Raw genomic sequence first — 22,501 nt, 5'->3', positions numbered from 1 at the left:
TACCGTTTCCGGCATGGCACGGCAGGTCGCGGGCGGCGGACGGGCGGTGGAAGTCCCGCCCGAACGGCTCGACGGCTGGTTCGCGCGCTTCGCCGAACGCAACGACGGCGTGCGCACCACGCTTCTCACCGCGACCGAAGTGCGAATCACCGCGGAGAACGGCACCACGGCCATCGCGACTGTCCCGTTTGGACCGTTGCCGACTCAAGGCGAGTACCCCGGGCTGGCCGTGGAGCCGTTGATCCGGCACGCACAAACGCCAAGACTCATCGCGCTGCTGCTGGTCCGCAAAGGCGGCCATTCGCTCGGACTCGCCTACGACGGCCGCGTGGTCCTCTCCAGAACCGACCGCCACCACGTGCAAGGCCGAACCGCGGCGGGCGGCTGGTCGCAGCAACGCTTCGCGCGCCGCAGGGAAGGCCAGACACGGGCCGCACTGCACTCGGCCGCTCAGGACGCGTGCGAAGTCCTGCTGCCCAGACTGTCCGAAATGGACGCTGTGGTGCTCGGCGGAGACCGGCGGGCACTCGGCGAACTGCGCGCCGACCGTCGGCTCGCCAAGCTGTTCGACCGGGCCGAGCCGCGCGTGCTGGAGATCCCCGAACCGCGCCGCGAGGTGCTGGCCGAGGCGGCACAGCGGGCACGCGCCGTGGAGCTGGTGGTGAGGGAGCCGACAGCAGGGCCTGAGTGAATCCGGACACGGCCGCGAAAACCGTTCGACGCCGACCCGTACACTGGGTCCGTGGTCATCAGGGCATTGGTGCGGATTCAGAGAGAATAACCGCCCGCCCCGCATCGCACGCGGTGCCGGGGCGCTCCAGCACGTCCATCTGACCGCCCCCGTCTCCGGGAGTTCTCTTGATCACGGCCACCGGCCTTGAGCTGCGCGCCGGTTCGCGCATCCTGCTCAACGGCGCCACCCTCCGCATCCAGTCCGGCGACCGCATCGGTCTCGTCGGCCGCAACGGCGCGGGCAAGACCACCTCGCTCAAAGTCCTCGCGGGCGAGGGCGAACCGCACGCCGGCGACGTCCGCCGCAGCGGCGAACTCGGCTACCTGCCGCAGGACCCGCGCGAGGGCGACCTGTCGGTCACCGCGAAGGACCGCGTGCTGTCCGCGCGCGGCCTCGACACCCTGCTGCGCGACATGGAAAAGGCGCAGACCGCCATGTCCGAGCTGGTCGACGAGAAGCAGCGGGACAAGGCGATCAACCGCTACGCGCGGCTCGAGGAGCGGTTCTCCTCGCTCGGCGGGTACGCCGCGGAGAGCGAAGCGGCGCGGATCTGCTCGAACCTCGGCCTCGCCGACCGCATCCTCGCCCAGACGCTGAGCACGCTGTCGGGCGGCCAGCGCCGCCGCGTCGAGCTGGCGCGGATCCTCTTCGCCGCCGCCGAGGCGGGCGCAGGCGGCAAATCCGAGACGATCCTGCTGCTGGACGAGCCGACCAACCACCTCGACGCCGACTCGATCAACTGGCTGCGCGGCTTCCTCAAGCAGCACGAAGGCGGCCTCGTGGTGATCAGCCACGACGTCGAGCTGCTCGGCGACGTCGTGAACAAGGTGTGGTTCCTCGACGCCACGCGCGGCGAGATCGACATCTACAACATGAGCTGGCAGCGCTACCTCGACGCGCGCGCCACCGACGAGAAGCGCCGCCGCCGCGAGCGCGCGAACGCCGAGAAGAAGGCGTCCGCGCTGCAGGCGCAGGCCGCGAAGCTCGGTGCGAAGGCGACCAAGGCCGTCGCGGCCAAGAACATGGCCCGGCGCGCGGAGCAGATGCTCTCCTCGCTCGACGAGACGCGCCAGGCGGACAAGGTCGCCCGGATCAAGTTCCCGGAACCGGCCTCGTGCGGGCGCACGCCGCTGACCGCGGACGGATTGTCCAAGTCGTACGGTTCGCTCGAGATCTTCACCGGCGTCGATCTGGCGATCGACCGCGGCTCGAAGGTCGTGGTGCTCGGATTGAACGGCGCCGGAAAGACGACATTGCTCCGGTTGCTCGGCGGAATGGAAACGCCGGACACCGGATCCGTCGAACCGGGTCACGGATTGCGTTTGGGCTATTACGCACAGGAACACGAAACTCTCGACCACGAAGCGTCGGTGTGGGAAAACATCCGCCATCTCGCGCCGGACACCGGCGCGCAGGAGCTGCGGAACCTGCTCGGCTCGTTCCTGTTCACCGGCGAACAGCTCGACCAGCCCGCCGGGACGCTGTCCGGCGGCGAGAAGACCCGGCTCGCACTCGCTGGACTCGTGTCCAGCCAAGCCAATGTGCTGCTGCTGGACGAACCGACGAACAACCTGGACCCGGCCAGCCGCGCGCAGGTTCTCGACGCGCTGCGCAGCTTCGCCGGAGCCGTCGTGCTGGTGACGCACGACCCGGGCGCGGTCGAGGCGCTCGAACCCGAGCGCGTGATCCTGCTTCCGGACGGAACCGAGGACCACTGGTCCCCGGATTATCTTGAACTTGTCCAGCTTGCCTGACCGAGTGCGTCCGTTCGGGTGCTTACCGTGTCGGGCAAAGCACTGGAATGGCCCAATGTGATCGCGGTTTCGATCGTTTTACGGCTGTCGTCTGGCAATCCGGCGCGTAGTGTTCGATCATTGCCCCGGCAGGGGCCGCGAATGGCCCGGAACAACCACTCGGCGGGAAGGCGATCGACGTGGCTGATCTCAAGAAAGGCGCGCGGATCACCGGCAACACGCGCGACAAGCTGGCCGCTGACCTGAAGAAGAAATACGAGAAGGGCTCGAGCATCCGGGCGCTGGCCGAATCCACCGGACGGTCCTACGGGTTCGTCCACCGGGTGCTGTCGGAGTCCGGGGTCCAGCTGCGGGGGCGCGGCGGGGCCACGCGGGTCAAGAAGAAGTAGCGTCAGCGCGGCCGTTGCGCGGGGGGCGCGCGGTCGGTCCGGAGTCCCGGAAGGTCAGCGCGGCGCCGAGGAGTACCAGCGGGTACACCAGGTAGCCGTACCGGGTGGCCGGAGTGAGAAGGATCAACGCGCCGAGTCCGACGGCGGTTCGCGTCAGTGCAGCGGATCCCGTCGCGGGGGGCCGGCGTGCCAGCCAGATCAGCATCGCCACTGCCGCAAGACCCACCAGCACCAGGGAAATCGCGGTGCCCGCGGGTACGAACTGCTTGATCAGATGCCCGGGCAGCGGGCTCGCCGCGGGGGAACGGACGGTGCCCATGCCGAGCGGGAAACGGATCACGTGCTCGGTGAACGCGGCCGGGTTCGCCAGATACACCGGCAGATGCAGCGCGATCGTCGTCGCGGCCAGCGCGCCCGCGAAGCGACCCGTTGCGGCCCAAGGATTTTCGCCGCGCGCTCGCCGGTAAACGAAGACCGCGAGCACCGCGGCAGCCGGCGCGACGATGAGTTTCGCGCTGATCACCAGCGCCAGCACGAAACCAGTCCATCCTGGACGGCCGGAAGAAGCGAGCGCGAACGTCAGCACGAGCAGGCCCACGATCGCGAGGTCCGGACCGGCGACCGCCCAGGTCAGGGCGGTGAGCGGACAGGCGATCGCGAGCTGTGCGGCGAAAACCGGAATGCGAGGCCGGTTCAGCAGGCGCCAGGACGCGTACGCGCAGATCACCGCGGCGAGCGCGAACATCCAGCGCGCGTCGGTCAGTGCATTGAGGACTGGATTGCCGCCGAGCAGCGCGCGCGGCAGCCCGAAGACGGTCATCGCCGGCCCGTACGGCGTGTAGTCGTTCACTTCCGGTGCGCGGCCGAGCGTCGCGAAGTCGACGTACGGGGTTCCGTGCCGCAGCAACAGATCCGCGCTGCGTTCGATGACCCACACCTCGGGCTGCGCGGCCCAGGAGAACGGGGTGATCAGCCAGTCCGTTCCGGTCAGCCGCCGGATCACCAGCATCGCCAACGGCGCGCACATCGCGAACACGACAACCGCGCCGATACCGATCCAGCGCGACCCGAATTTGCCGTCAGTTTGCATTCCGCGGCGCGCGGAAATCGTCAGCCAGGCGCTGTGCGCGGCGGCCAATCCGTATCCGGCGACGGCGAAATTGCCCCAGATCCGGTAGCCGTAGAACTCCGAAGCGAGCGCGGTGCCGAGCGCGAAGGCGAAGCAGCCGAGATAAAAGACGAGATCCCACGCGACGACGCGCACGGGATGTGCTGTTCCGGCCCGCGCCGGGGCCATCAGCAGTTGCACCCGCGTTTCCTCCCCGGTTCGCCGACCCCGAAACGCCAGGCTACCGAGCCCCGCCGCCCCGCCCGGGCCCAGGTCCGTGAGGGGAACCCTGAGGGAATCAGAGTCCGTGAGGGTTCCCCTCACGGACATCGGGAAGAATGCCGGGCGTCCCGGTGTTGTGCAGGTCATCTCCGGAAAAAAGTTCAACTAATCTAGAGGTTTTCACGAGCTGGGGGACACTCCAATGGACAACACTTGGGCGCTGCTGAGCTCCGCCATGCGGGCGGGCGACGCGCCGAAAGCGCTGACCCGGGGCACGGTCCGCCGGGTCGCGCGGTTCGCCCGGCCGCACTGGGTGCGGCTGCTGGCCTTCCTGGTGCTCACCGTGATCTCGGCGGTGCTCGCCGTGACGACGCCGGTGCTCGCGGGCAAGGTGGTCGACGCGATCGTCGGCAAGCACGAGCTGAACGTGGTGATCTGGCTGTCGGTCGTGATCGCGGTGCTGGCGATCCTCGACGCCGGGCTCGGCCTCGCCGAACGCTGGCAGTCCGCGCGGATCGGCGAGGGCATCATCCTCGACCTGCGCGTGGCGGTGTTCGAGCACGTGCAGAAGCTGCCGATCGCGTTCTTCACCCGCACTCGCACCGGTGCGCTGGTCAGCAGGCTCAACAACGACGTGATCGGCGCGCAGCGCACCTTCACCGCGACTTTGTCCGGTTTGGTCACCAATGTGATCCAGCTGGTGCTGTCGCTGATCGTGATGGTGTCGCTCTCGTGGCAGGTCACGCTCTTCGCGCTGGTGCTGTTGCCGATTTTCGTACTGCCCGCCCGGCGGCTCGGCCGTCGCATGGCCGGACTGCAGCGCGAGGCCGCGCAACTCAACGCCGGGATGACCACGCAGATGACCGAACGGTTCTCCGCGCCGGGCGCCACGCTGGTGAAGCTGTTCGGCCGGCCGCGCCAGGAGGTCGCCGACTTCGGCCTCCGCGCCGGACGCGTGCGCGACATCGGCGTGCGGACCGCGATGCTGACGCGCTGGTTCATGACGAGCCTGACGCTCGTGTCGGCGCTCGCGCAGGCGCTCGTCTACGGCCTCGGCGGCTACCTGGCGCTCACCGGGAAGCTCGAACCGGGCACCGTGGTGGCGCTGGCGCTGCTGCTGACCCGGCTGTACACGCCGCTGACCGCGCTCGCGAACGTGCGCGTGGACGTGATGACCGCGCTGGTGTCGTTCGAGCGGGTCTTCGAGGTGCTGGACCTGGAGCCGATGATCAAGGAGCCGGCCGAGCCGAAGAAGCTGCCCGAGGGCGGCGTTTCGGTCGAGTTCTCCGACGTCCGGTTCGGCTACCCGGCGGCGGACAAGTTCTCGCTCGCCTCGCTGGAGGACGTGGCCACTTTGGACAGCCGAGGCGGCGACGAGGTGCTGCACGGCCTCAGCTTCCGCGCGGAAGCCGGGCAGATGGTCGCGCTGGTCGGTTCGTCCGGTGCGGGCAAATCGACGATCGCTTCGCTGCTGCCGCGGCTGTACGACGTGGACGCCGGTTCGGTGCGACTGTCCGATGTGGACGTCAAGGAGCTGAGTTTCGCTTCGCTGCGGGAAACCGTCGGCGTGGTGACCCAGGACGGGCACCTGTTCCACGACACGATCCGCTCCAACCTGAGCTACGCGCGCCCGGAAGTCACGGACGACGAGATCTGGGCCGCGCTGGAAAAGGCGCGGCTGGGCGATTTGGTGCACTCGCTGCCGGACGGACTGGACACGACCGTCGGCGAACGCGGTTACCGGCTCTCCGGCGGCGAACGGCAGCGGCTCACCATCGCGCGATTGCTGTTGGCGCAGCCGAAGGTCGTGGTGCTGGACGAGGCGACCGCGCACCTGGATTCGGAATCCGAGGCCGCGGTGGGCGAAGCGCTCACCGGAGCCCTGGAAGGCCGCACGTCGCTGGTGATCGCGCACCGGCTGTCGACCGTGCGGGCGGCGGATCTGATCCTGGTGGTGGAAAACGGGGACATCGTGGAACGCGGCACGCACGACGAACTGCTGGCGAAGGAAGGCCGGTACGCGGAGCTGTACCACACGCAGTTCTCGGAAGAACCCGCCGCCGCCTGACCCCGGCCAGGACCGCCCCAATGTGGCATTGGGTGCATGTGACGCACCGAACGCCACATTGGGTGCGTCTGGCGCACCCAATGCCACATTGGGGCGCGTGGCGCGGGGCGGGGTCAGCGCAGGGCGGGCACGCGAGGCTCGTACTTGGCCAGCAGCGCCGCGTTCGCCGCGTCGCCGCCCTCCACATTGGAGCTGCGCCACAGCGGAACGTCGAGCCCTTCGGCGGTGCCCCGGTCGTAAACCTCGGCCAGGATCAGGTTCCACAGAAACGCATTGACCACAGTGGACAGCGGCCCGGTGCGCGGCGCGGACGCCGGATAGCTGGCGTCGCCGGGAATCACCAGCGAATCCAGCACCACACTGCCTTCCTCGACCAACGTCGTGGCGGACCGGCGCGGTGCGGCCGCCACACAAGCCCGCGACGTCACCGCGATCACCGCGGCGCCTCGGCGACGTGCGCCGGCGGCCAGTTCGACCGGGTACGGATTCACGCCGGACGTGGAGAACACGACCAGCACGTCCTCGGGTCCCGGCGCGCGTTCGGCCAGCACCTCTTCGGCGAGCCCGGAACGGCGTTCGGTGCGCGTGCTGTGCTGCGCGCCGTGCAGCGGCAGCAGTTCCGGGTGGTACACCGGATACACGCAGGCGAGCCCGCCCGCGCGGTAGAACGTCTCGGCGACCGCGGCCAGCGAGTGCCCGGCGCCCGCGGTGAAGACCAGCGCGTCGGCCCGGATCACCCCCAGCAGCAGGTCCGCGGCGGCGGACACCTGCGCGGCATTGGCCTCCGCCGCCGCCGCAAGCTGGTCCGAAGTGCTCTTCACGAGATCCGTGGCGCTCACCACACCTGCCCTTCCTCGCGGGTCCGGGCACCGAATCTATCGGGTGGACACGCTTCGTGGTGGATTACCGTGGAGTTGATCGGAATGGGGGTGCCGGTGAACGGGAAACGGCAAGGCGGCCGGACGGATCCGGCCGTGCGGGCGTGGCGGGCCCCCGGGCAGACCCGCGCGGTGGCGCTCGTGCTGCACGGCGGGGCCGAGCGCAGCACCGCGGTCGTCCAGCCGTGGCGGCTGGCGTATCAGCGCATGGTGCCGCTGGCCCGTTCGCTGCACCGGGCCGGAAAACGGCACGGCCTGGAAGTCCGGCTGATGCGGAACCGGCTGTACGGCTGGAACGACCGGATGGAAAGCCCGGTGCCGGACGCCCGCTGGGCCCTGGACCGGATCCGCGCCGACCATCCCGGGCTCCCGGTGGTCCTCGTCGGCCATTCCATGGGCGGCCGCGTCGCGCTGCGGGTCGCCGACGATCCGGCGGTGACCGGGGTGTGCGCGATGGCCCCGTGGACGCCGCAGGGCGAGCCGGTGGACGCCGTCGCGGGCCGCGCGGTGCTGATCGCGCACGGCACCCGCGACCGGATGACCTCGCCCGCCGAGTCCTACGCCTTCGCCGCGCGCGCCCGCGAGGTCACCGACCTGGTGGCGCGGTTCGAGATCGCCGGGGAAGGCCATTCGATGCTCCGCCGTCCCGCGGTCTGGACCCGGCTGATGTGTGCTTTCACACTGGACCGGATCGGAGTGGGCGAGACGGACGAGACTCTCCGTCAGGCCTGGTCCCGCCCTTCCGGCGACCGGTTGCGCATCCCGGGGTAACCGGAGGGCGCGGCCCGGTCGCGAAGGCAGTCGGGACGAAGCGGGAATATCATGGGGAAGGGCTCGAAAGCCCGTTCGGAGGGAGTGTCTTGTCCACGTCACGAGTCGATCCGACAGTGGTCTCGCAGCCGGTGCCCGGCGAATCCCGATGGCCCGGTCTCGCCACGCCGCCGCACTCGCCGTTGCGGGCGCGCGCGGCCGAGGCGCTGTTCCGGCACGCGGTGAAATCGCTGGACGTGCGCGTCACGTTCCCGGACGGCACCGTGCTCGGCGCGGGCGGCCCGGACGCGCCGGAGATGCGCATCCACCGGCCCGCGGCGTTCTTCCACCGGCTCGGGGCCGACGCGAAGATCGGCTTCGGCGAGGCGTACCTGGTCGGCGACTGGACGGCGGACGACCTGGCAGGCGTCCTCACGCCGTTCGCCGAGCGGCTGGCCACGCTCGTGCCGCCGTTCCTGCAGCGGTTCCGCCGGATCGCCGAGCGCATGCAGCCGTCCGAGGAAGAGAACACCGTCGAGGGCGCGCGGTCGAACATCCACCGGCACTACGACCTGTCGAACGACCTGTTCAGCGCGTTCCTGGACGAGTCGATGATGTACTCCTCGGCGCTGTTCGGCCCCGGGGACACGCTCACCCAGGCGCAGCACCGCAAGCTCGACAGCGTGCTCGACTACGCCGGCGTGCGCAAAGGCAGCGAGGTGCTGGAGATCGGCACCGGATGGGGCGAGCTGTCCATCCGCGCGGCCTCGCGCGGCGCGAAGGTCACGTCGCTGACCATCTCGCAGGAGCAGAAGGTGCTCGCCGACGCCCGGATCGCCGAAGCGGGCCTTTCCGACCGCGTCGACGTGCGGCTGTGCGACTACCGCGAGGCCACCGGCGAGTACGACTCGGTGGTCAGCGTGGAGATGATCGAGGCGGTCGGCGCGTCCTACTGGCCGACGTTCTTCTCCACGATCGGCAAGCGCCTGCGCCCCGGCGGGCAGTTCGGCCTGCAGGCGATCACCATGGACCACGACCGGATGCTGGCCTCGGCCAAGTCCTACACGTGGATCCACAAGTACGTCTTCCCCGGCGGCATCATCCCGTCGGTGCAGGCGATCGAGGACGGGATGCGCGAGAACACCCGGCTGAAGCTGGCCGGGATGCGCGAGTTCGGCCAGGACTACGCCCGCACGCTCAAGCTGTGGCGGGACCGCTTCCAGCAGCGCTGGGACGACATCCGCGGCTTCGGGTTCGACGACGTGTTCCGGCGGATGTGGGAGTTCTACCTCGCCTACTCCGAGGCCGGGTTCCGGTCGGGGCATCTGAAGGTCCACCAGTTCGGGTTCGCCGACCCGCGCTGAGGCCGTCTCTCCCCGCCGGGACAACCCGCGTAGGGTCCCGCACGTCCACCGCAGGAGGACCGCGCAGGAGCCTGCGCGGCCACGCACCACCGGATCGGGGAGACAGGCCCATGACGTACGGAGGCGACGACGGCAGGCGGCGGATGCCGCCCGGCCCACCGCAGCCCCCCGCACGCCCGCGCCAGCAGCAGCGGGCGCAGATGATGCCGCTGCCGGGCAGAGGGCAAAGCCCCTACGACGCCCGCACCCGGCCGATGGGAGCGCGCGGCGAGGCCCCGCCGCCGCCCGTGCCGCCGCGGCAGGACCCGCCGGAGTACGGGGGCCAGCAGCCGCGGCCGCGCCGTCGCCGCCGGTGGAGCGTCGGCAAGATCCTGATGACGCTGCTGATCGTGTTCGTGCTGTTCCTCGGCGCGGTCTGGGCGTATCTGGAGTTCACTATCAACCGGGTGGACGCGATCGCCGACTACTCCGGGCGCCCGGCCGCGGCGTCGGGCACGAACTGGCTGATCGTCGGGTCGGACAGCCGCCAGGGCCTGTCCGCCGCGGACGAGGAGCGCCTGGCCACCGGTGACACCGGCGAGGCGGGCGGGCAGCGCACCGACACGATCATGATCGCGCACATCCCGGACAATTCGACCAAACCGACGCTGCTGAGCCTGCCGCGCGACTCGCAGGTGAAGATCCCCGGCCACGGCACGAGCAAGATCAACGCCGCGTTCGCGCTCGGCGGGCCGAAACTGCTGGTCCAGACGGTCGAACAGGCCACCGGGCTGCGCATGGACCACTACGCGGAGATCGGCTTCGGCGGGTTCGCGAACATCGTCGACGCGATCGGCGGGGTCGACATGTGCATCGAGAAGGACATGAACGACCCGATGACCGGCATCGACATCAAGGCGGGCTGCCAGAAGCTCGACGGACGCTCGGCGCTCGGCTTCGTCCGGATGCGGCACGCCGACGCGACGCCGCGCTCGGACCTCGACCGGGTGGCGAACCAGCGCAAGTTCATCGGGGCGCTGGTCAGCCAGATCGCCAGCCCCGGGACCCTGTTGAACCCGTTCGACTTCTTCCCGCTCCTGGGTTCCGCGCCGGACGCGCTGACCATGGACACCGGCGACCACGTGCACAACCTGGCCGGCCTGGCGATCGCGATGCGCGGCATTTCCTCCGACGGCGTCACGACCACGACGATGCCGATCACCGACGCGTCGGCGCAGCACTGGGACAAGAAGAAGTCCGGGCAGCTGTTCGACGCGCTGAAGAACGACACCGAGGTGCCTCCGGACGTCGTGATGCACTGACTGGGCTTGTGAAACGGCGGCAGCTTCGCGAAATTCGCGAGCCTGCCGCCGTTTCTGCTGTCAGGATGGCTCGCATGGACACTCTCACCGACGGTGTGGTCACCCTCGTTCGCTGGCGCCAGGAGCATCGGGACGCGCAGGTGGCGGCCGTCGTGGGATCCCTGGACCACCTGTCCGCGTGGATGCCCTGGGCGATCGACGGCTACGACGAGGCCAAGGGAGACGAGTTCCTGACGCGCGTGGCCTCGCAATGGGAGAGCGGCGAGGAATACAACTACGCGATCTACACGCCGGATGACGAACTGGCGGGCAGTTGCGGGTTGATGCGTCGTGGTGACGGGTGGGAGATCGGGTACTGGCTCACGAAAACCCAGACTGGCAAGGGTTTTGTGACGCGGGCGAGTGCGTTGCTGGTTGCTTTGGCTTGGCGGCTGGACGCCACTTTTGTGTTGATCAAGCACGATTCGGAAAATGCCCGCAGCGGCGCGGTTCCGGTGCGGCTGGGGTTTTCCCGGGTGGGGGAGGAACCAGCGGAGGGGCGCATTCCGTCGGCTTGCAGCGGGGTGAATGTGGTTTGGCGGCTTGAGCGGCCCGTGTAAGCGCCCGCTGCCGCAGAAGTCCGTGAGGGGAACCCCGAGGGAATCAGAGTCCCTCAGGGTTCCCCTCACGGACGTCCGCGTCGCGCGCCGGGCGGGATTTCCGGGTGGTGCCGGTCAGGCGTCCGCGCGTTCCCGCAGCACCTTCAACGCCCGATCAGCATGCGCCGTGAAGTTCAGTTCGCTCTTGATCACGTCCAGCACCCGCCGGTCTTCCGCGATCACGAACGTCTGCCGTTTCGTGTGCAGGGGCAGGATCTTTCGCCACACGCCGAACTGCTTCGCCACCGAACCGTCCACATCGGACAGCAGTGGGTAGTCGAAATCGTGCTTGGCGGAGAACTCGCGCTGCTTGCCGACCGCGTCCGGGCTGATGCCGACGCGTTGCGCGCCCGCCTCCGCGAATTCCGCGGCCAGGTCCCGGAAGTGGCAGCTTTCGGCGGTGCAGCCGGACGTCATCGCGGCCGGGTAGAAGAACAGCACGACCGGGCCGTCGGCGAGCAGTGCCGACAGGGTGCGTTCGACGCCCTGGTCGTCGGGGAGGGTGAAGTCGGGGGCGAGGTCGCCAGGCTGCATCGCGGAGGGGTCCTTCCAGAAAGGTCGTCGTACCCGGGAGTTCGGCGCCGGGCAGGCGGCGGATGGGTCAGCTGGCGTGCCGGGCGATCATTTCGTCGACCTCGTCGCCGGTCGCGGACTCTGCCACGAACGAACCCCTCGCGGCCAGGACGCCCTGTTCCCGCAGGCGGTCCGCGTGGTCGTCATCGCGCACGCCCTCCGCGCCGATGCGCAGGCCCAGCTCCTTGGCTCGCGTGACCAGTTGCGACAGGTGCCGCACGTCGGTCTCCGCCGGGTCCGGACCGGCCAGTGCGTCGATGACCGGGCCGCTGAGGATCACGTGCTTGACCGGGAGCCGGTACCGCGGGATCAGTTCCAGGTCGGACGATCCGGAGATGGTGAGCACCAGCTGCGCGCCCAGGTCGGCGAGCACGGTGAACGAGTCCAGCACCTCGCCGTCGTCGTCGAACATCGACGCGCGGTCGGTGCACAGCCGCAGGACTCGCGCGGGCAGGTGGTGCCGGTCGAGCTGGTTCTTGACCAGCAGCACCAGATCCGGGTCGATGGCCAGGCGCTTCGGCAGCCGGATGCAGACGTCCGGCGCGGCGGGGCCGTACTGGTCGCGCCAGCGCGCGGTCGCGCCCAGCGATTCCTGCAGCAGCCATTTGCCGAGCGGCACGGTCATGCCGGTGGTCTGCGCGAGCGGGTAGAACTCCTCGGGCCCGAGTTCGCCGCGTTCGGGGTGGCTCCAGAGCAGACCGGCGTTCACCGCGGCGATCTCGTCCGGCTTCGCGAGCTTGACCGTCGGCTGGTAGATCAGCGAGAACTCGCCGTTCTCCAGCGCGCCGGCGATCACGGCGCCGAGCTGGTAACGGTTGCGATTATCGCTGTCTTTCTGCGGGTCGTACTCCATCCACTGCGCCTTGCCCGCCTCTTTGGCACGGTGCAGCGCCAGCTCGGCCGCGCGCAGCAGTTCGCTGTGGCTGCTCTCGTGCGCCGGGCGCACGACGATCCCGATGCTCGCACTGACGCCGATGCCGTGTCCGTCGACGTACACCGGCTCGCTGAGTTCTTCCAGCACTTGGTCGGCCAGCACGACCGTCTTCTGCGAGTTCAGTTCCGACCCGCGCAGGATCACGGCGAACCCGTCGCCGGACAGCCGGGCGACGTAACCGTCGTACTGGCCGGTGAACACCGCCTCCAGCTTCCGTGAGATCGCCTTCAGCACGAGGTCGCCCATGCCGGTGCCGAGCCCGTCGTTGATCACCTTGAACCCGTCGATGTCCAGGTACAGCAAGGCGATCTCGTCGGTGCCGCTCGAGCCGAGCACGGTTTCCAGCCGGGTGGTGAACGCGGCGCTGTTGGGCAGCCCGGTGAGCGGGTCGTGCAGGTTCTGGTGGCGCAGCCGTTCGCCGAGCAGGTGCAGGTCGTCGTCATCGGCCGCCATGAACACCGGGAAGTACGTCCCGGGACGGTCGCCGGGCAGCGTCGCGAGCGTGACGTTCGTGGTGAGTTCGCCGTCGAGGCTGTGGCCGAGCTGCACGCTCTGGACGGCCCGGCGGCCGTCGGCGGTGAGCGGCAGGCCCTCGAGCGCGGAGCGCAGCCGCACGGAATCCTGCGGGCCGGCTCCGAGATCGGCGATGTGCTTGTCCCGCAACTCGATCGTGGACGTGCCGAGCAGCCGGGCCAGCGCGGCGTTCGCCTCGACGACGGTGCCGTCCGGGCCGGTGAGCGCGATGCCGATCGGCGCGGAGGAGAAGAGCGCGGTGAACCGGCGCGTGGCGCCGGTGTCCTCGGGCCGCTCGGCGACCTCGCCGGCGAAGTCGAGCAGGATCCGCTCCACCTCGGCGGGAGGGAGCGTTACTCCGTTGGTGTCAGTCAGCGCCGCCGCGTACTTGCGCGCGACGTCGACCAACCCTGGCGTGGCACCAGGCTCCGGCACACTCCACCTCTTCATACGCGGACAAAGACCAGCTCAGGCCCGGTGCGGAGGGTCCGAGGACCCACACTGGGTACGAGTTGGCCGCAAGTGATGCCACGGCATCACGGACCTAACAGGGTGTCTACCGGCTGAACGAGTGATGGGCACTACACAACTGGTGACATCAAGTCACCTTGAGTACACGAAGGTGGCCTGTACTGTGGTTTTGTCTCCAGCTGTCGACCTTTCTGTCCCGCTCGGCGGCCGTCAACGATAGGCCAGGCGGGCCGGGAGCCCGTCGGCGGGCACCGGAAGCGAGACGTAGTCCCACTTGGCGACGTAGTCCTCGGGCACCGACCAGCGGTGCGCCCGCAGCAGCTCGTGCATGAGCGCCTTGACCTCAAGGCCGCCGAACTGCAGCCCGATGCACTTGTGCGCGCCGCCGCCGAACGGCATCCACGCGAACCGGTGCGATTTGTCCTCGCGGCGGTCCGGGCCGAACCGCTCGGGGTCGAAGCGCAGCGGATCGGTCCAGTGCTCGGGGGAGTAGTGGTTCAGCGTCGGCGAAACCGCGACCATCGTGCCTTCCGGCAGGTAGTGGCCGAGGACGGCAGTGTCCTTTGTGGTCTTTCGGGCCAGCGACGGCACCGGCGCGCGCAGCCGCAGCGCCTCCTTCATGACGAGGTCCAGCGTTTCGAGGCTTTCCAGCGCTTCGAGGTCCGGCAGGTCGTCGCCGAGGCGCAGCGACTCCTCGCGGGCGCGCTCCTGCCATTCCGGGTGTTTCGCGAGGTAGTAGGCCATCGCGCTGGCGGTGATGGTGGTCGTGTCGTGCGCGGCCATCATCAGGAAGATCATGTGGTTGACGATGTCGGCGTCGCTGAACCGGTCGCCGTCCTCGGAGGTCGCGTGGCAGAGCGCGGAGAACAGGTCGTCGCCGTCCGCGTCGCGCTTCGCCGCCAGGTTCTCGCCGAAATAGCGCTCCAGCGCCCGCCTGCCGCGCAAACCCGCGGCCCAGCGACCGCCAGGCACCGGATATCGCACCACAGCGGTACCGGCGCGCACAGCGGCCACGAACGCGCGGTTGATGCGCTCGGCGTCGGCGGCGGAGCGCATGCCCATGAAAACCTGCGTCGCGACGTCCAGCGTCAGCTGTTTGAACGCCCAATACAGCTGGGGACGGCCGGACGGCAGCGCCGCGACGCCTTCGCGCAACGCCGGGCCCATCTGCGCGACATAGCCGCGGAGCCGGTCGCGGGTGAATGCCTCCTGCATGATCCGGCGGTGCAGGTGGTGCTCGCCGAAATCGAGCAGCATGAGCCCGCGCTCGAAGAACCGCTCGATGAAGAACTTCCAGCCCTCTTGGGAAAACGCCTTGTCCTTGTTCACGAGCGCGGCCTGCGTGGCGTCGGCCCCGGACAGCGTGACGATCCGCTGGCCGAACACGCCCATCCACGACACCGGGCCGAACTGCTCGAAGCGGCGCAGGCTGAAGTCGAGACCGAACCTCATCCCGTCGAGCGTGTGGCCGATCAACGGCGGTCCGTCGTCGCCGAGGATGGGCTTCAGGCCGCTGCCCGCCGGGGGAGTCGCGAGTTCGCGGACCGGCCAGCGCGCACCGAGCCAGCGTTCGTCCACCTTGCGCGGCAACGGGATCGCGGTCAGCGGCGGCATCCGGCCGCGCAGGTTCTCCGAGAGCCGGGTGACGCCGTCGCTCCCGGCGTGCGCGAGGGTGCCGAGCGCGTCGGGACCTACCCGGGCGGCCCGGCCGAGCGCGCCGCCAGTCGTCGGGATTCCCGCTTTTCCGGTCACGTCCGCCATGACGACCACCTCCCGGCAAGGGTATCGGTCGCGTCCACGGTCCCCTGTTATTGACAACATGACAATACCTTGCGGGGCTGCCGTTCGGGTGATCCTCGGGGCGGTGCCGGGCGGCTGGTCTTTCGCCGCCCGGCACCGGCGGGGTCAGCGAGGTTCGGCGCGCAGTTCCCGGGCCGCGCCGACCAGGTGTCGCAGTGCTGGTTCCACCTCGGCGTAGCCGCGGGTCTTGAGGCCGCAGTCCGGGTTGATCCACAGGCGTTCCGCCGGAACTGCGCTGAGTGCTGTGCGCACCAGGCTGGTCAGTTCGGTTTGGTCCGGCACGCGTGGTGAGTGGATGTCGTATACGCCGGGGCCGACGCCGCGGGCGAAGCCTGCGTCGTTCAGGTCGGCGAGTACCTCCATTTTCGAGCGGGCGGCTTCGATGCTGGTGACGTCGGCGTCGAGGGCGTCGATCGCGGGTAGTACGTCGCCGAATTCCGAGTAGCACATGTGGGTGTGGATCTGGGTGGTTGCCGCCGCGCCTGAGGTGGCCAGGCGGAACGCGGGCACGGCCCAGTCGAAGTACGCCTCGCGGTCCGCCGCGTGCAGCGGGAGCAGTTCGCGCAATGCTGGTTCGTCGACTTGCACGACGCGGATTCCGGCGGCTTCCAGGTCGGCGACCTCGTCCCGGACTGCCAGCGCGACTTGGCGTGCGGTGTCGGTCAGTGGTTGGTCGTCGCGGACGAATGACCAGGCCAGGATTGTCACTGGGCCGGTCAGCATGCCTTTCACCGGACGGTCGGTGCGGCTTTGCGCGTACTGGGTCCATCCGACGGTCATGGGGTTCGGGCGGGAGACGTCGCCGAACAGGATCGGCGGGCGGACGCATCGGGATCCGTACGACTGGACCCAGCCGAAGTCGGTCGTGGCGAATCCGGTGAGTTGTTCGGCGAAGTACTGGACCATGTCGTTGCGTTCCGGTTCGCCGTGGACGAGGACGTCCAGGCCTAGGTCTTCCTGCAAACGCACTACGCGGTCGATTTCGGTACGCATCGCGGTGCGGTAGGCGTTGTCGTCGAGTTTGCCTGTGCGGTGGGCGGCCCGGGCTCGGCGGACTTCGCTTGTTTGGGGGAAGGAACCGATGGTGGTGGTGGGTAGCGGGGGGAGGTTCAGGGATTTTTGTTGTGCTGCAGCGCGTTCTAGGTATGGGATGCGGACGGTGTCTTCCGGTTGGAGCGCTGCGACGCGCGCCCGGACGCCGGCGTCGTTGAGCTCCTCAGCACTGGCTCGGTCGGCGACGGCGGCCCGCGCCGGGTTGAGGTCGACGTTCTCGCCGTTCAACGCTCGGCCGAGCAGGACAACCTCGTCCACCTTCTGTTGTGCGAAGGCTAGCCAGTTCTTCACGCGTGGGTTGAAATCTGTCTCTGCTTCCACGTCGTAAGGGACGTGCAGGAGGGAGCACGACGTCGATACGCTTACGTGTGCCGCGGTGGCTTTTAGTTGTGCGGCGCGGGCCAGTGCTACGTCGGGGTCGGTGCGCCAGATGTTTCGGCCGTCCACGATTCCGGCGAGTACTTCCTTGTCTCGCAATGCTCCTTCTGCTGCTGCTTTGTCCACAAAGGATGCATCGGTTACCAGATCGAGGGCCAACGCTTCGATGGGGGAGCGGGCCAGTACGCCCAGTGCTCGGCCCAGTCCGCCGAAGTATCCGGCTACCAGCAGCTTGGGTCGGTGCTTTTCCTTGGCCAGCCAGTGGTATGCGCGGGTGAGGGCGTTGAACTCCGAGGTCGCCCTGTCTGCGGCGAATGCTGGTTCGTCCAACTGGACCCACTCGACGCCTTCGTCGGCCAGTTCGCTCAGCAGTTCGGCGTATGCGGGCAGCAGTTCGTCCAGCAGTTCCAGCGGGCTGAATCCGGGCTCAGTTGCCTTGGCCAGCAGCAGGAAGGTGACCGGGCCGACGAGTACCGGGCGCGGGGTGATGCCTAGGGCGCGGGCTTCGCGTACCTCGTCGATCGGGGTGGTGCCGGTGAGGGCGAACCGGGAGTTCGGGCCCAGTTCCGGGACGAGGTAGTGGTAGTTGGTGTCGAACCACTTCGTCATTTCCAGCGCGGGGGCGTCTGGGACCCCGCGGGCGGCGGCGAAGTAGGTGTCCAGGGGGGAGAGCCCTAGGCGGGTGAAGCGTTCCGGCAGCGCGCCGAAGAGGGCGGTGGTGTCCAGTACCTGGTCATAGAAGGAGAAGGTGCTGGAGGGGATTGAGTCCAGGCCTTGGTCGCGCAGGGTTGTCCAGGTTTGTTCGCGCAGTCGTCGGGCGGTGGTCTGGAGTTCTTCCTCGGTGGTGGTGCCTGCCCAGTAGGCCTCGAGGGCTCGCTTCAGCTCCCTGGCTGGGCCGATGCGCGGGTAACCGAGAACTGTGGTGCCGATCGTGTTCACAGCATGCATCCTCACGTGCTCGCCGGAAGAGTCCGGGCACGCGTGAACGCTGTGCTTCGGTCGGTGCCCTTCCCGCGAGGCCCGGACTCACGCACGCCGTCGGCGTGCGTGCCATTGGCAGGTATTCGGACTCGTGGGCGTGGCGCTCGTGCCTACTGGCTGTCGCTTCCCGGGCTGGTGCCCAGTGCTTTACCGCGTTCGCGGTGACAGCTTTCGTTCCCACTTACCGCTGCGGGGCAGTCCCGGAATCGCACCGGGTTCCCTGTTGCCTCGCCTGTGCGGGGCCGCGCGAAAAAGCTCGGCCCCGCACAGGCGAACCAGTGGCGGGACCGAGCTTAGCGGTTGCGGCCGGTGCGCGGCACAATCCGGGCGGGCGTCCCGAAGTGCGGGATCGTCACGGTGCTCTGAGCGCGGCTTGCCGGAACGCGGCTCGGCCACGCCCTGGCGAACCAGAGCGTGGCCGAGTTTCAGCGGTTCGGGATCAGTCCCAGTCGAGCGCTCCACCGGACTGGTACTCGATGACGCGGGTCTCGAAGAAGTTCTTCTCCTTCTTCAAGTCCATCGCCTCCGACATCCACGGGAACGGGTTTTCGTTCTCGCCGTAGATCGGGGTCAGGCCGATCTGCTGGGCGCGGCGGTCGGTGATGAAGTGCATGTACTGCTCGCACAGGTCAGCCGACAGGCCGAGCATGCCTCGCGGCATGGTGTCGCGGGCGTACTTGACCTCAAGCTCGCACGCGTCCTGCAGCATTCCGCGGATCTCGGCCTGGAACTCCTCGGTCCACAGGTGCGGGTTCTCGATCTTGATCTGGTTGATGCAGTCGATGCCGAAGTTCAGGTGGATCGACTCGTCGCGCAGGATGTACTGGTACTGCTCGGCGATGCCGACCATCTTGTTCCGGCGGCCCAGCGACAGGATCTGCGCGAAACCGGTGTAGAACCACATGCCCTCGAAGATCACGTAGAACGCCACGAGGTCGCGCAGGAACGCCTGGTCGGCTTCCGGCGTGCCGGTTTCGAAGTCCGGGTTTTCCAGGTTCTGCGTGTACTTCAGCGCCCACGCGTCCTTGTCCGAAATGGACGGGACCTCGCGGTACATGTTGAACAGCTCGCCCTCGACCAGGCCGAGGCTTTCGCAGATGTACTGGAAGGTGTGCGTGTGCACGGCCTCCTCGAAGGCCTGGCGCAGCAGGTACTGGCGGCACTCCGGGTTGGTGATCTGCCGGTACACCGCGAGCACGATGTTGTTGGCCACCAACGATTCCGCCGTCGCGAAGAAGCCGAGGTTGCGCTTGAGCATCTGCCGCTCGTCCTCGGTGAGGCCGTCCGGCGACTTCCACAGCGCGATGTCGGCCTGCATCGCGACCTCGGTCGGCATCCAGTGGTTGTTGCACGCCGCGAGGTACTTGTCCCACGCCCACCGGTACTTCATCGGCAGCAGCTGGTTGACGTCGGCCCGCGCGTTGATCATGCGCTTGTCGTCGACGTTGATCCGGGCCGCGCCGACCTCGATCTCGCCGAGGCCGGTCGCGTCCGTCGTTTCCACGTTCGTCATGGTTCTGGGATTCCTTACTGGCAGGCTTCGCAGTCGGGGTCGTCGATCCGGCAGGCAGCGCCCTCGGTGGCGACGAAGTCGACGTCGGTCTTCGGCATCTCCTTCGGCTCCGCGGGAACAGCTGCGGCAGGCGACGGTCCGGGGGAGACGGCCGGAACCGCGGCGGACGGCGACGGCGACGGCGACGGCGTGGCAGCGGGAGCCGCGGCGGGGGCTGCGGCAGCCGGAGCGGCCGGGGCCGGAGTGGCGGAGACGGCGTTCAGCTTGCCGTCGGTGCCGCGCAGGGTGCTCTTCTCCACGTGCGTCGCGGACTGCGCCCGCAGGTAGTACGTGGTCTTGAGGCCCTTGTGCCAGGCGTAGCGGTACAGCTCATCGAGCTTGCGCCCGCTCGGCGCCGCGATGTACAGGTTCAGCGACTGCGCCTGGTCGATCCACTTCTGCCGCACCGAACCGGCGTCCACGATCCACTTCGACTCGATCTCGAAGGCCGTCGCGTACAGCGCCTTGAGGTCGTCCGGAACGCGGTCGATCTGGCCGAGGCTGCCGTCGAAGTACTTCAGGTCGCTGACCATGACCTCGTCCCACAGGCCGCGCGCCTTGAGGCTCTTGACCAGGTGCGGGTTGACGACGGTGAAGTCGCCGGACATGTTCGACTTGACGTACAGGTTCTGGAACAGCGGCTCGATCGACTGGCCGACGCCCGAGATGTTGGAGATCGTCGCGGTCGGCGCGATCGCCATCACGTTGGAGTTGCGCATGCCGACGGTCTTGACGCGCTCGCGCAGCGGGGCCCAGTCCAGCGTCGTCGAGGTGTCGACGTCGAGGCCGTCGCCCTGGCGGGCGTCGATGAGCAGCTGCATCGAGTCGATCGGCAGGATTCCCTTGCTCCACAAGGAACCCTCGAACGTCTGGTACTGGCCGCGCTCCTGCGCGAGATCGGTCGAGGCCGAGATCGCGTAGTAGGAGAGGTGCTCCATCGAGGTGTCGGCGAACTTCACCGCGTCGGCGGACGCGAACGGCACGCCCAGCTCGAACAGCGCGTCCTGGAAGCCCATGATGCCCAGGCCGACCGGACGGTGGCGCAGGTTGGAACGCCGCGCCTCCGGGATCGTGTAGAAGTTGATGTCGATCACGTTGTCGAGCATGCGCACCGCGGTGCGCACGGTCTTCTCGAGCCGCTCGGTGTCGAGCCCTTCCGGGGTGACGTGCTTGAGCAGGTTCACCGAGCCGAGGTTGCAGACCGCGACCTCTTCGGTGTTCGTGTTCAGCGTGATCTCGGTGCACAGGTTGGACGAGTGCACGACGCCGACGTGCTGCTGCGGCGAGCGCAGGTTGCACGGGTCCTTGAAGGTGATCCACGGGTGGCCGGTCTCGAACAGCATGGTCAGCATCCGCCGCCACAGTTCGACCGCGCGGACCTTGCGGAACACCTTGATCTCGCCGCGCGCGGCGGCCGCCTCGTACTCGCGGTAGCGCTGCGCGAACGCGTTGCCGTAGAGGTCGTGCAGGTCCGGCGTCTCGTTCGGCGAGAACAGCGTCCACTCGGCGTTCGCCTCGACGCGGCGCAGGAACTCGTCCGGGACCCAGTTGGCGGTGTTCATGTCGTGCGTGCGCCGCCGGTCGTCGCCGGTGTTCTTGCGCAGGTCGAGGAATTCCTCGATGTCGACGTGCCAGGTCTCCAGGTACGCGCAGGCCGCGCCCTTGCGCTTGCCGCCCTGGTTGACCGCGACCGCGGTGTCGTTGGCGATCTTCAGGAACGGCACGACGCCCTGGGACTGGCCGTTGGTGCCCTTGATGTGCGCGCCGAGGCCGCGGACCGGGGTCCAGTCGTTGCCGAGGCCGCCCGAGTACTTGGCCAGCAGCGCGTTGTTCTTGTACGCCTGGAAGATCGAGTCCAGGTCGTCGTCCACGGTGGTGAGGAAGCAGGACGACAGCTGCGCGCGGTTGGTGCCGCTGTTGAACAGCGTCGGGGTGGACGCCATGAAGTGGAACGTCGACAGCAGTTCGTAGAACTCGATGGCGCGGGCTTCGCGGTCGTCCTCGCGGATCGCCAGGCCCATCGCGACGCGCATGAAGAACGCCTGCGGCAGCTCGAACCGCACGCCGTTGTGGTGCTGGAAGTACCGGTCGTACAGCGTCTGCAGGCCGAGGAAGCCGAAGTCGAGGTCGCGCTCGGCGTGAATGGCGGCGGTGATCTTGTCCAGGTCGAAGCCCAGCAGCTCGCCGTCGACCAGTTCCAGCTCGACCGCGCGGCGCAGGTAGGCGCGGAAGTACGCCGGGTATTCGTCCGCCATCTCGTCCTGGCTGGCCTGACGCGGCTTCTGCGCGAGGTAGCTCAGCGCTTCGCCGCGCAGCTTGTCCAGCAGCAGCCGGGCGGACACGAACGAGTAGTTCGGCTCCTGCTCGACGAGCACGCGCGCGGCCATGATCTGCGCGAGCGCGAGTTCGTCGGCGGTGATGCCGTCGTAGAGGTTGCGCTTGGCCTCGGCCAGCACCGGCTCGGCGGACACGTCCTCGAGCCCGGCGACGGCCTCGCCGACGACGTGCGAAACGCGCGCCCAGTCGAGCGGGCGGAGCGTTCCGTCGGCGCTCTTGACGCTCAGCGCGACCTCGGTCGACGCCGGCGCGGCGGCCTCGCGGGCCTTCGAACGCTCGTCGCGGTAGAGGACGTAGGCGCGGGCGACCTTGTGGTGCCCGCCGCGCATCAGGGCGAGTTCGACCTGGTCCTGGATCTGCTCGATGTGCAGCGCGGTCTCCGGGCCGGTGTGGCGCAGCAGCGCCGCCTCGACCTGCCCGGTCAGCTCCGCGACCACGTGGTGCACGCGGGAGGACGCGGCGGCGTCGCCGCCCTCGACCGCGAGGAAGGCCTTGGTCAGCGCCACCGAGATCTTGCCCGCGTCGAAGGGCGAGACGCTTCCGTCCCGCCGGATGACGCGGACCGCGCTCGGGGCCCCCTCCGCCGCCGACGGCGGCCGCTGACCGGTTTCCACTGACATGCGTGTCTCCAACAGTTCCTCGAAATGGGCGCGTTCGAGCGGCACACAGCCGGTCAAGGCCATGCGCTGCGGTTTCGTCGAAAC

Annotated in this window: 16 protein-coding genes, 1 pseudogene and 1 riboswitch; of the genes and pseudogenes, 9 read left to right on the top strand and 8 right to left on the bottom strand. The window is 68.7% G+C overall.

The features are described from left to right. Positions 1-13 precede the first annotated feature (13 nt). The 4 genes and pseudogenes from ACFORO_RS02300 to ACFORO_RS02285 all read left to right on the top strand — a co-directional run bounded on the left by ACFORO_RS02300 (position 14) and on the right by ACFORO_RS02285 (position 2,876). Positions 14-691 carry an acVLRF1 family peptidyl-tRNA hydrolase gene (locus tag ACFORO_RS02300; RefSeq protein WP_377868830.1) on the top strand — a complete coding sequence of 226 codons (678 nt, stop codon included), beginning with the start codon at positions 14-16 and terminating at the stop codon, positions 689-691. A gap of 158 nt (positions 692-849) precedes the next feature. Beyond that, positions 850-1,437 (top strand): annotated as a pseudogene (locus ACFORO_RS02295) (ATP-binding cassette domain-containing protein); the annotation flags it as partial. Between the two features lie 75 nt (positions 1,438-1,512). Further along, positions 1,513-2,487 (top strand): ABC-F family ATP-binding cassette domain-containing protein, encoded by a 975-nt coding sequence (locus tag ACFORO_RS02290; protein ID WP_377896483.1) that lies wholly within the window; start codon positions 1,513-1,515, stop codon positions 2,485-2,487. 179 nt (positions 2,488-2,666) lie between these two features. After that, on the top strand, positions 2,667-2,876 hold the full coding sequence (locus tag ACFORO_RS02285) for a helix-turn-helix domain-containing protein (RefSeq protein WP_003071237.1): 210 nt from the start codon (positions 2,667-2,669) through the stop codon (positions 2,874-2,876). Here the strand turns inward: ACFORO_RS02285 and ACFORO_RS02280 are convergent. Continuing rightward, the gene (locus ACFORO_RS02280) at positions 2,863-4,173 is read right to left on the bottom strand and encodes a glycosyltransferase 87 family protein (protein ID WP_377868978.1); all 1,311 of its coding nucleotides are present in this window, start codon (positions 4,171-4,173) and stop codon (positions 2,863-2,865) included. The genes ACFORO_RS02285 and ACFORO_RS02280 overlap by 14 nt on opposite strands. A gap of 235 nt (positions 4,174-4,408) precedes the next feature. Here ACFORO_RS02280 and ACFORO_RS02275 point away from each other — a divergent pair, with 235 nt between their 5' ends. After that, on the top strand, positions 4,409-6,274 hold the full coding sequence (locus ACFORO_RS02275) for an ABC transporter ATP-binding protein (RefSeq protein WP_377868831.1): 1,866 nt from the start codon (positions 4,409-4,411) through the stop codon (positions 6,272-6,274). A gap of 113 nt (positions 6,275-6,387) precedes the next feature. On the opposite strand, the gene ACFORO_RS02270 is transcribed toward ACFORO_RS02275, so the two are convergent. Beyond that, on the bottom strand, positions 6,388-7,116 hold the full coding sequence (locus ACFORO_RS02270) for a sugar isomerase domain-containing protein (RefSeq protein ID WP_377868832.1): 729 nt from the start codon (positions 7,114-7,116) through the stop codon (positions 6,388-6,390). Between the two features lie 81 nt (positions 7,117-7,197). On the opposite strand from ACFORO_RS02270, the gene ACFORO_RS02265 reads away from it, so the two are divergent. The 4 genes from ACFORO_RS02265 to ACFORO_RS02250 all read left to right on the top strand — a co-directional run bounded on the left by ACFORO_RS02265 (position 7,198) and on the right by ACFORO_RS02250 (position 11,166). Next, entirely contained in the window at positions 7,198-7,923 is a 726-nt protein-coding gene (locus ACFORO_RS02265) for an alpha/beta hydrolase (protein WP_377868979.1), read from the top strand. An 89-nt stretch (positions 7,924-8,012) separates the two neighbouring features. Further along, a complete protein-coding gene (locus tag ACFORO_RS02260) occupies positions 8,013-9,266 on the top strand; it encodes a cyclopropane-fatty-acyl-phospholipid synthase family protein (protein WP_354738434.1) in 1,254 nt (417 codons plus the stop codon). A 110-nt stretch (positions 9,267-9,376) separates the two neighbouring features. Continuing rightward, entirely contained in the window at positions 9,377-10,567 is a 1,191-nt protein-coding gene (locus tag ACFORO_RS02255) for an LCP family protein (protein WP_377868833.1), read from the top strand. Positions 10,568-10,641: 74 nt separating this feature from the next. Then, the gene (locus ACFORO_RS02250) at positions 10,642-11,166 is read left to right on the top strand and encodes a GNAT family N-acetyltransferase (RefSeq protein WP_377868834.1); all 525 of its coding nucleotides are present in this window, start codon (positions 10,642-10,644) and stop codon (positions 11,164-11,166) included. A gap of 114 nt (positions 11,167-11,280) precedes the next feature. On the opposite strand, the gene ACFORO_RS02245 is transcribed toward ACFORO_RS02250, so the two are convergent. The 6 genes from ACFORO_RS02245 to ACFORO_RS02220 form a co-directional block, all read right to left on the bottom strand. Next, the gene (locus tag ACFORO_RS02245) at positions 11,281-11,739 is read right to left on the bottom strand and encodes a peroxiredoxin (RefSeq protein ID WP_377868835.1); all 459 of its coding nucleotides are present in this window, start codon (positions 11,737-11,739) and stop codon (positions 11,281-11,283) included. Positions 11,740-11,806: 67 nt separating this feature from the next. Next, complete coding sequence (locus ACFORO_RS02240) at positions 11,807-13,660, bottom strand: diguanylate cyclase domain-containing protein (protein WP_377868838.1); 1,854 nt, start codon at positions 13,658-13,660, stop codon at positions 11,807-11,809. A gap of 246 nt (positions 13,661-13,906) precedes the next feature. Beyond that, positions 13,907-15,310 carry a cytochrome P450 gene (locus tag ACFORO_RS02235; protein ID WP_377868980.1) on the bottom strand — a complete coding sequence of 468 codons (1,404 nt, stop codon included), beginning with the start codon at positions 15,308-15,310 and terminating at the stop codon, positions 13,907-13,909. Between the two features lie 291 nt (positions 15,311-15,601). Further along, complete coding sequence (metE, locus tag ACFORO_RS02230; protein WP_377868839.1) at positions 15,602-17,875, bottom strand: 5-methyltetrahydropteroyltriglutamate--homocysteine S-methyltransferase; 2,274 nt, start codon at positions 17,873-17,875, stop codon at positions 15,602-15,604. Between the two features lie 102 nt (positions 17,876-17,977). Further along, a riboswitch (cobalamin riboswitch) is annotated at positions 17,978-18,190 on the bottom strand. 157 nt (positions 18,191-18,347) lie between these two features. After that, a complete protein-coding gene (locus ACFORO_RS02225) occupies positions 18,348-19,421 on the bottom strand; it encodes a ribonucleotide-diphosphate reductase subunit beta (RefSeq protein WP_344267107.1) in 1,074 nt (357 codons plus the stop codon). A 14-nt stretch (positions 19,422-19,435) separates the two neighbouring features. Beyond that, entirely contained in the window at positions 19,436-22,417 is a 2,982-nt protein-coding gene (locus ACFORO_RS02220) for a ribonucleoside-diphosphate reductase subunit alpha (RefSeq protein ID WP_377868840.1), read from the bottom strand. Between the last annotated feature and the right edge of the window lie 84 nt (positions 22,418-22,501).

This window comes from Amycolatopsis halotolerans (genome assembly GCF_042647905.1).
Lineage (GTDB): Bacteria > Actinomycetota > Actinomycetes > Mycobacteriales > Pseudonocardiaceae > Amycolatopsis > Amycolatopsis halotolerans.
Note: the sequence above shows the minus strand (reverse complement) of the source record. Positions and strands in the feature narration are given on the sequence as shown.

Excerpts from the sequence above, each read along its gene's own strand:
- ACFORO_RS02280 (WP_377868978.1), bottom strand. The coding sequence starts at position 4,173 with ATGGCCCCGGCGCGGGCCGGAACAGCACATCCCGTGCGCGTCGTCGCG.
- ACFORO_RS02245 (WP_377868835.1), bottom strand. The coding sequence starts at position 11,739 with ATGCAGCCTGGCGACCTCGCCCCCGACTTCACCCTCCCCGACGACCAG.
- ACFORO_RS02225 (WP_344267107.1), bottom strand. The coding sequence starts at position 19,421 with ATGACGAACGTGGAAACGACGGACGCGACCGGCCTCGGCGAGATCGAG.
- ACFORO_RS02255 (WP_377868833.1), top strand. The coding sequence starts at position 9,377 with ATGACGTACGGAGGCGACGACGGCAGGCGGCGGATGCCGCCCGGCCCA.
- ACFORO_RS02250 (WP_377868834.1), top strand. The coding sequence starts at position 10,642 with ATGGACACTCTCACCGACGGTGTGGTCACCCTCGTTCGCTGGCGCCAG.
- ACFORO_RS02300 (WP_377868830.1), top strand. The coding sequence starts at position 14 with ATGGCACGGCAGGTCGCGGGCGGCGGACGGGCGGTGGAAGTCCCGCCC.
- ACFORO_RS02220 (WP_377868840.1), bottom strand. The coding sequence starts at position 22,417 with ATGTCAGTGGAAACCGGTCAGCGGCCGCCGTCGGCGGCGGAGGGGGCC.
- ACFORO_RS02275 (WP_377868831.1), top strand. The coding sequence starts at position 4,409 with ATGGACAACACTTGGGCGCTGCTGAGCTCCGCCATGCGGGCGGGCGAC.
- metE (WP_377868839.1), bottom strand. The coding sequence starts at position 17,875 with ATGCATGCTGTGAACACGATCGGCACCACAGTTCTCGGTTACCCGCGC.
- ACFORO_RS02235 (WP_377868980.1), bottom strand. The coding sequence starts at position 15,310 with ATGCCGCCGCTGACCGCGATCCCGTTGCCGCGCAAGGTGGACGAACGC.
- ACFORO_RS02265 (WP_377868979.1), top strand. The coding sequence starts at position 7,198 with ATGGGGGTGCCGGTGAACGGGAAACGGCAAGGCGGCCGGACGGATCCG.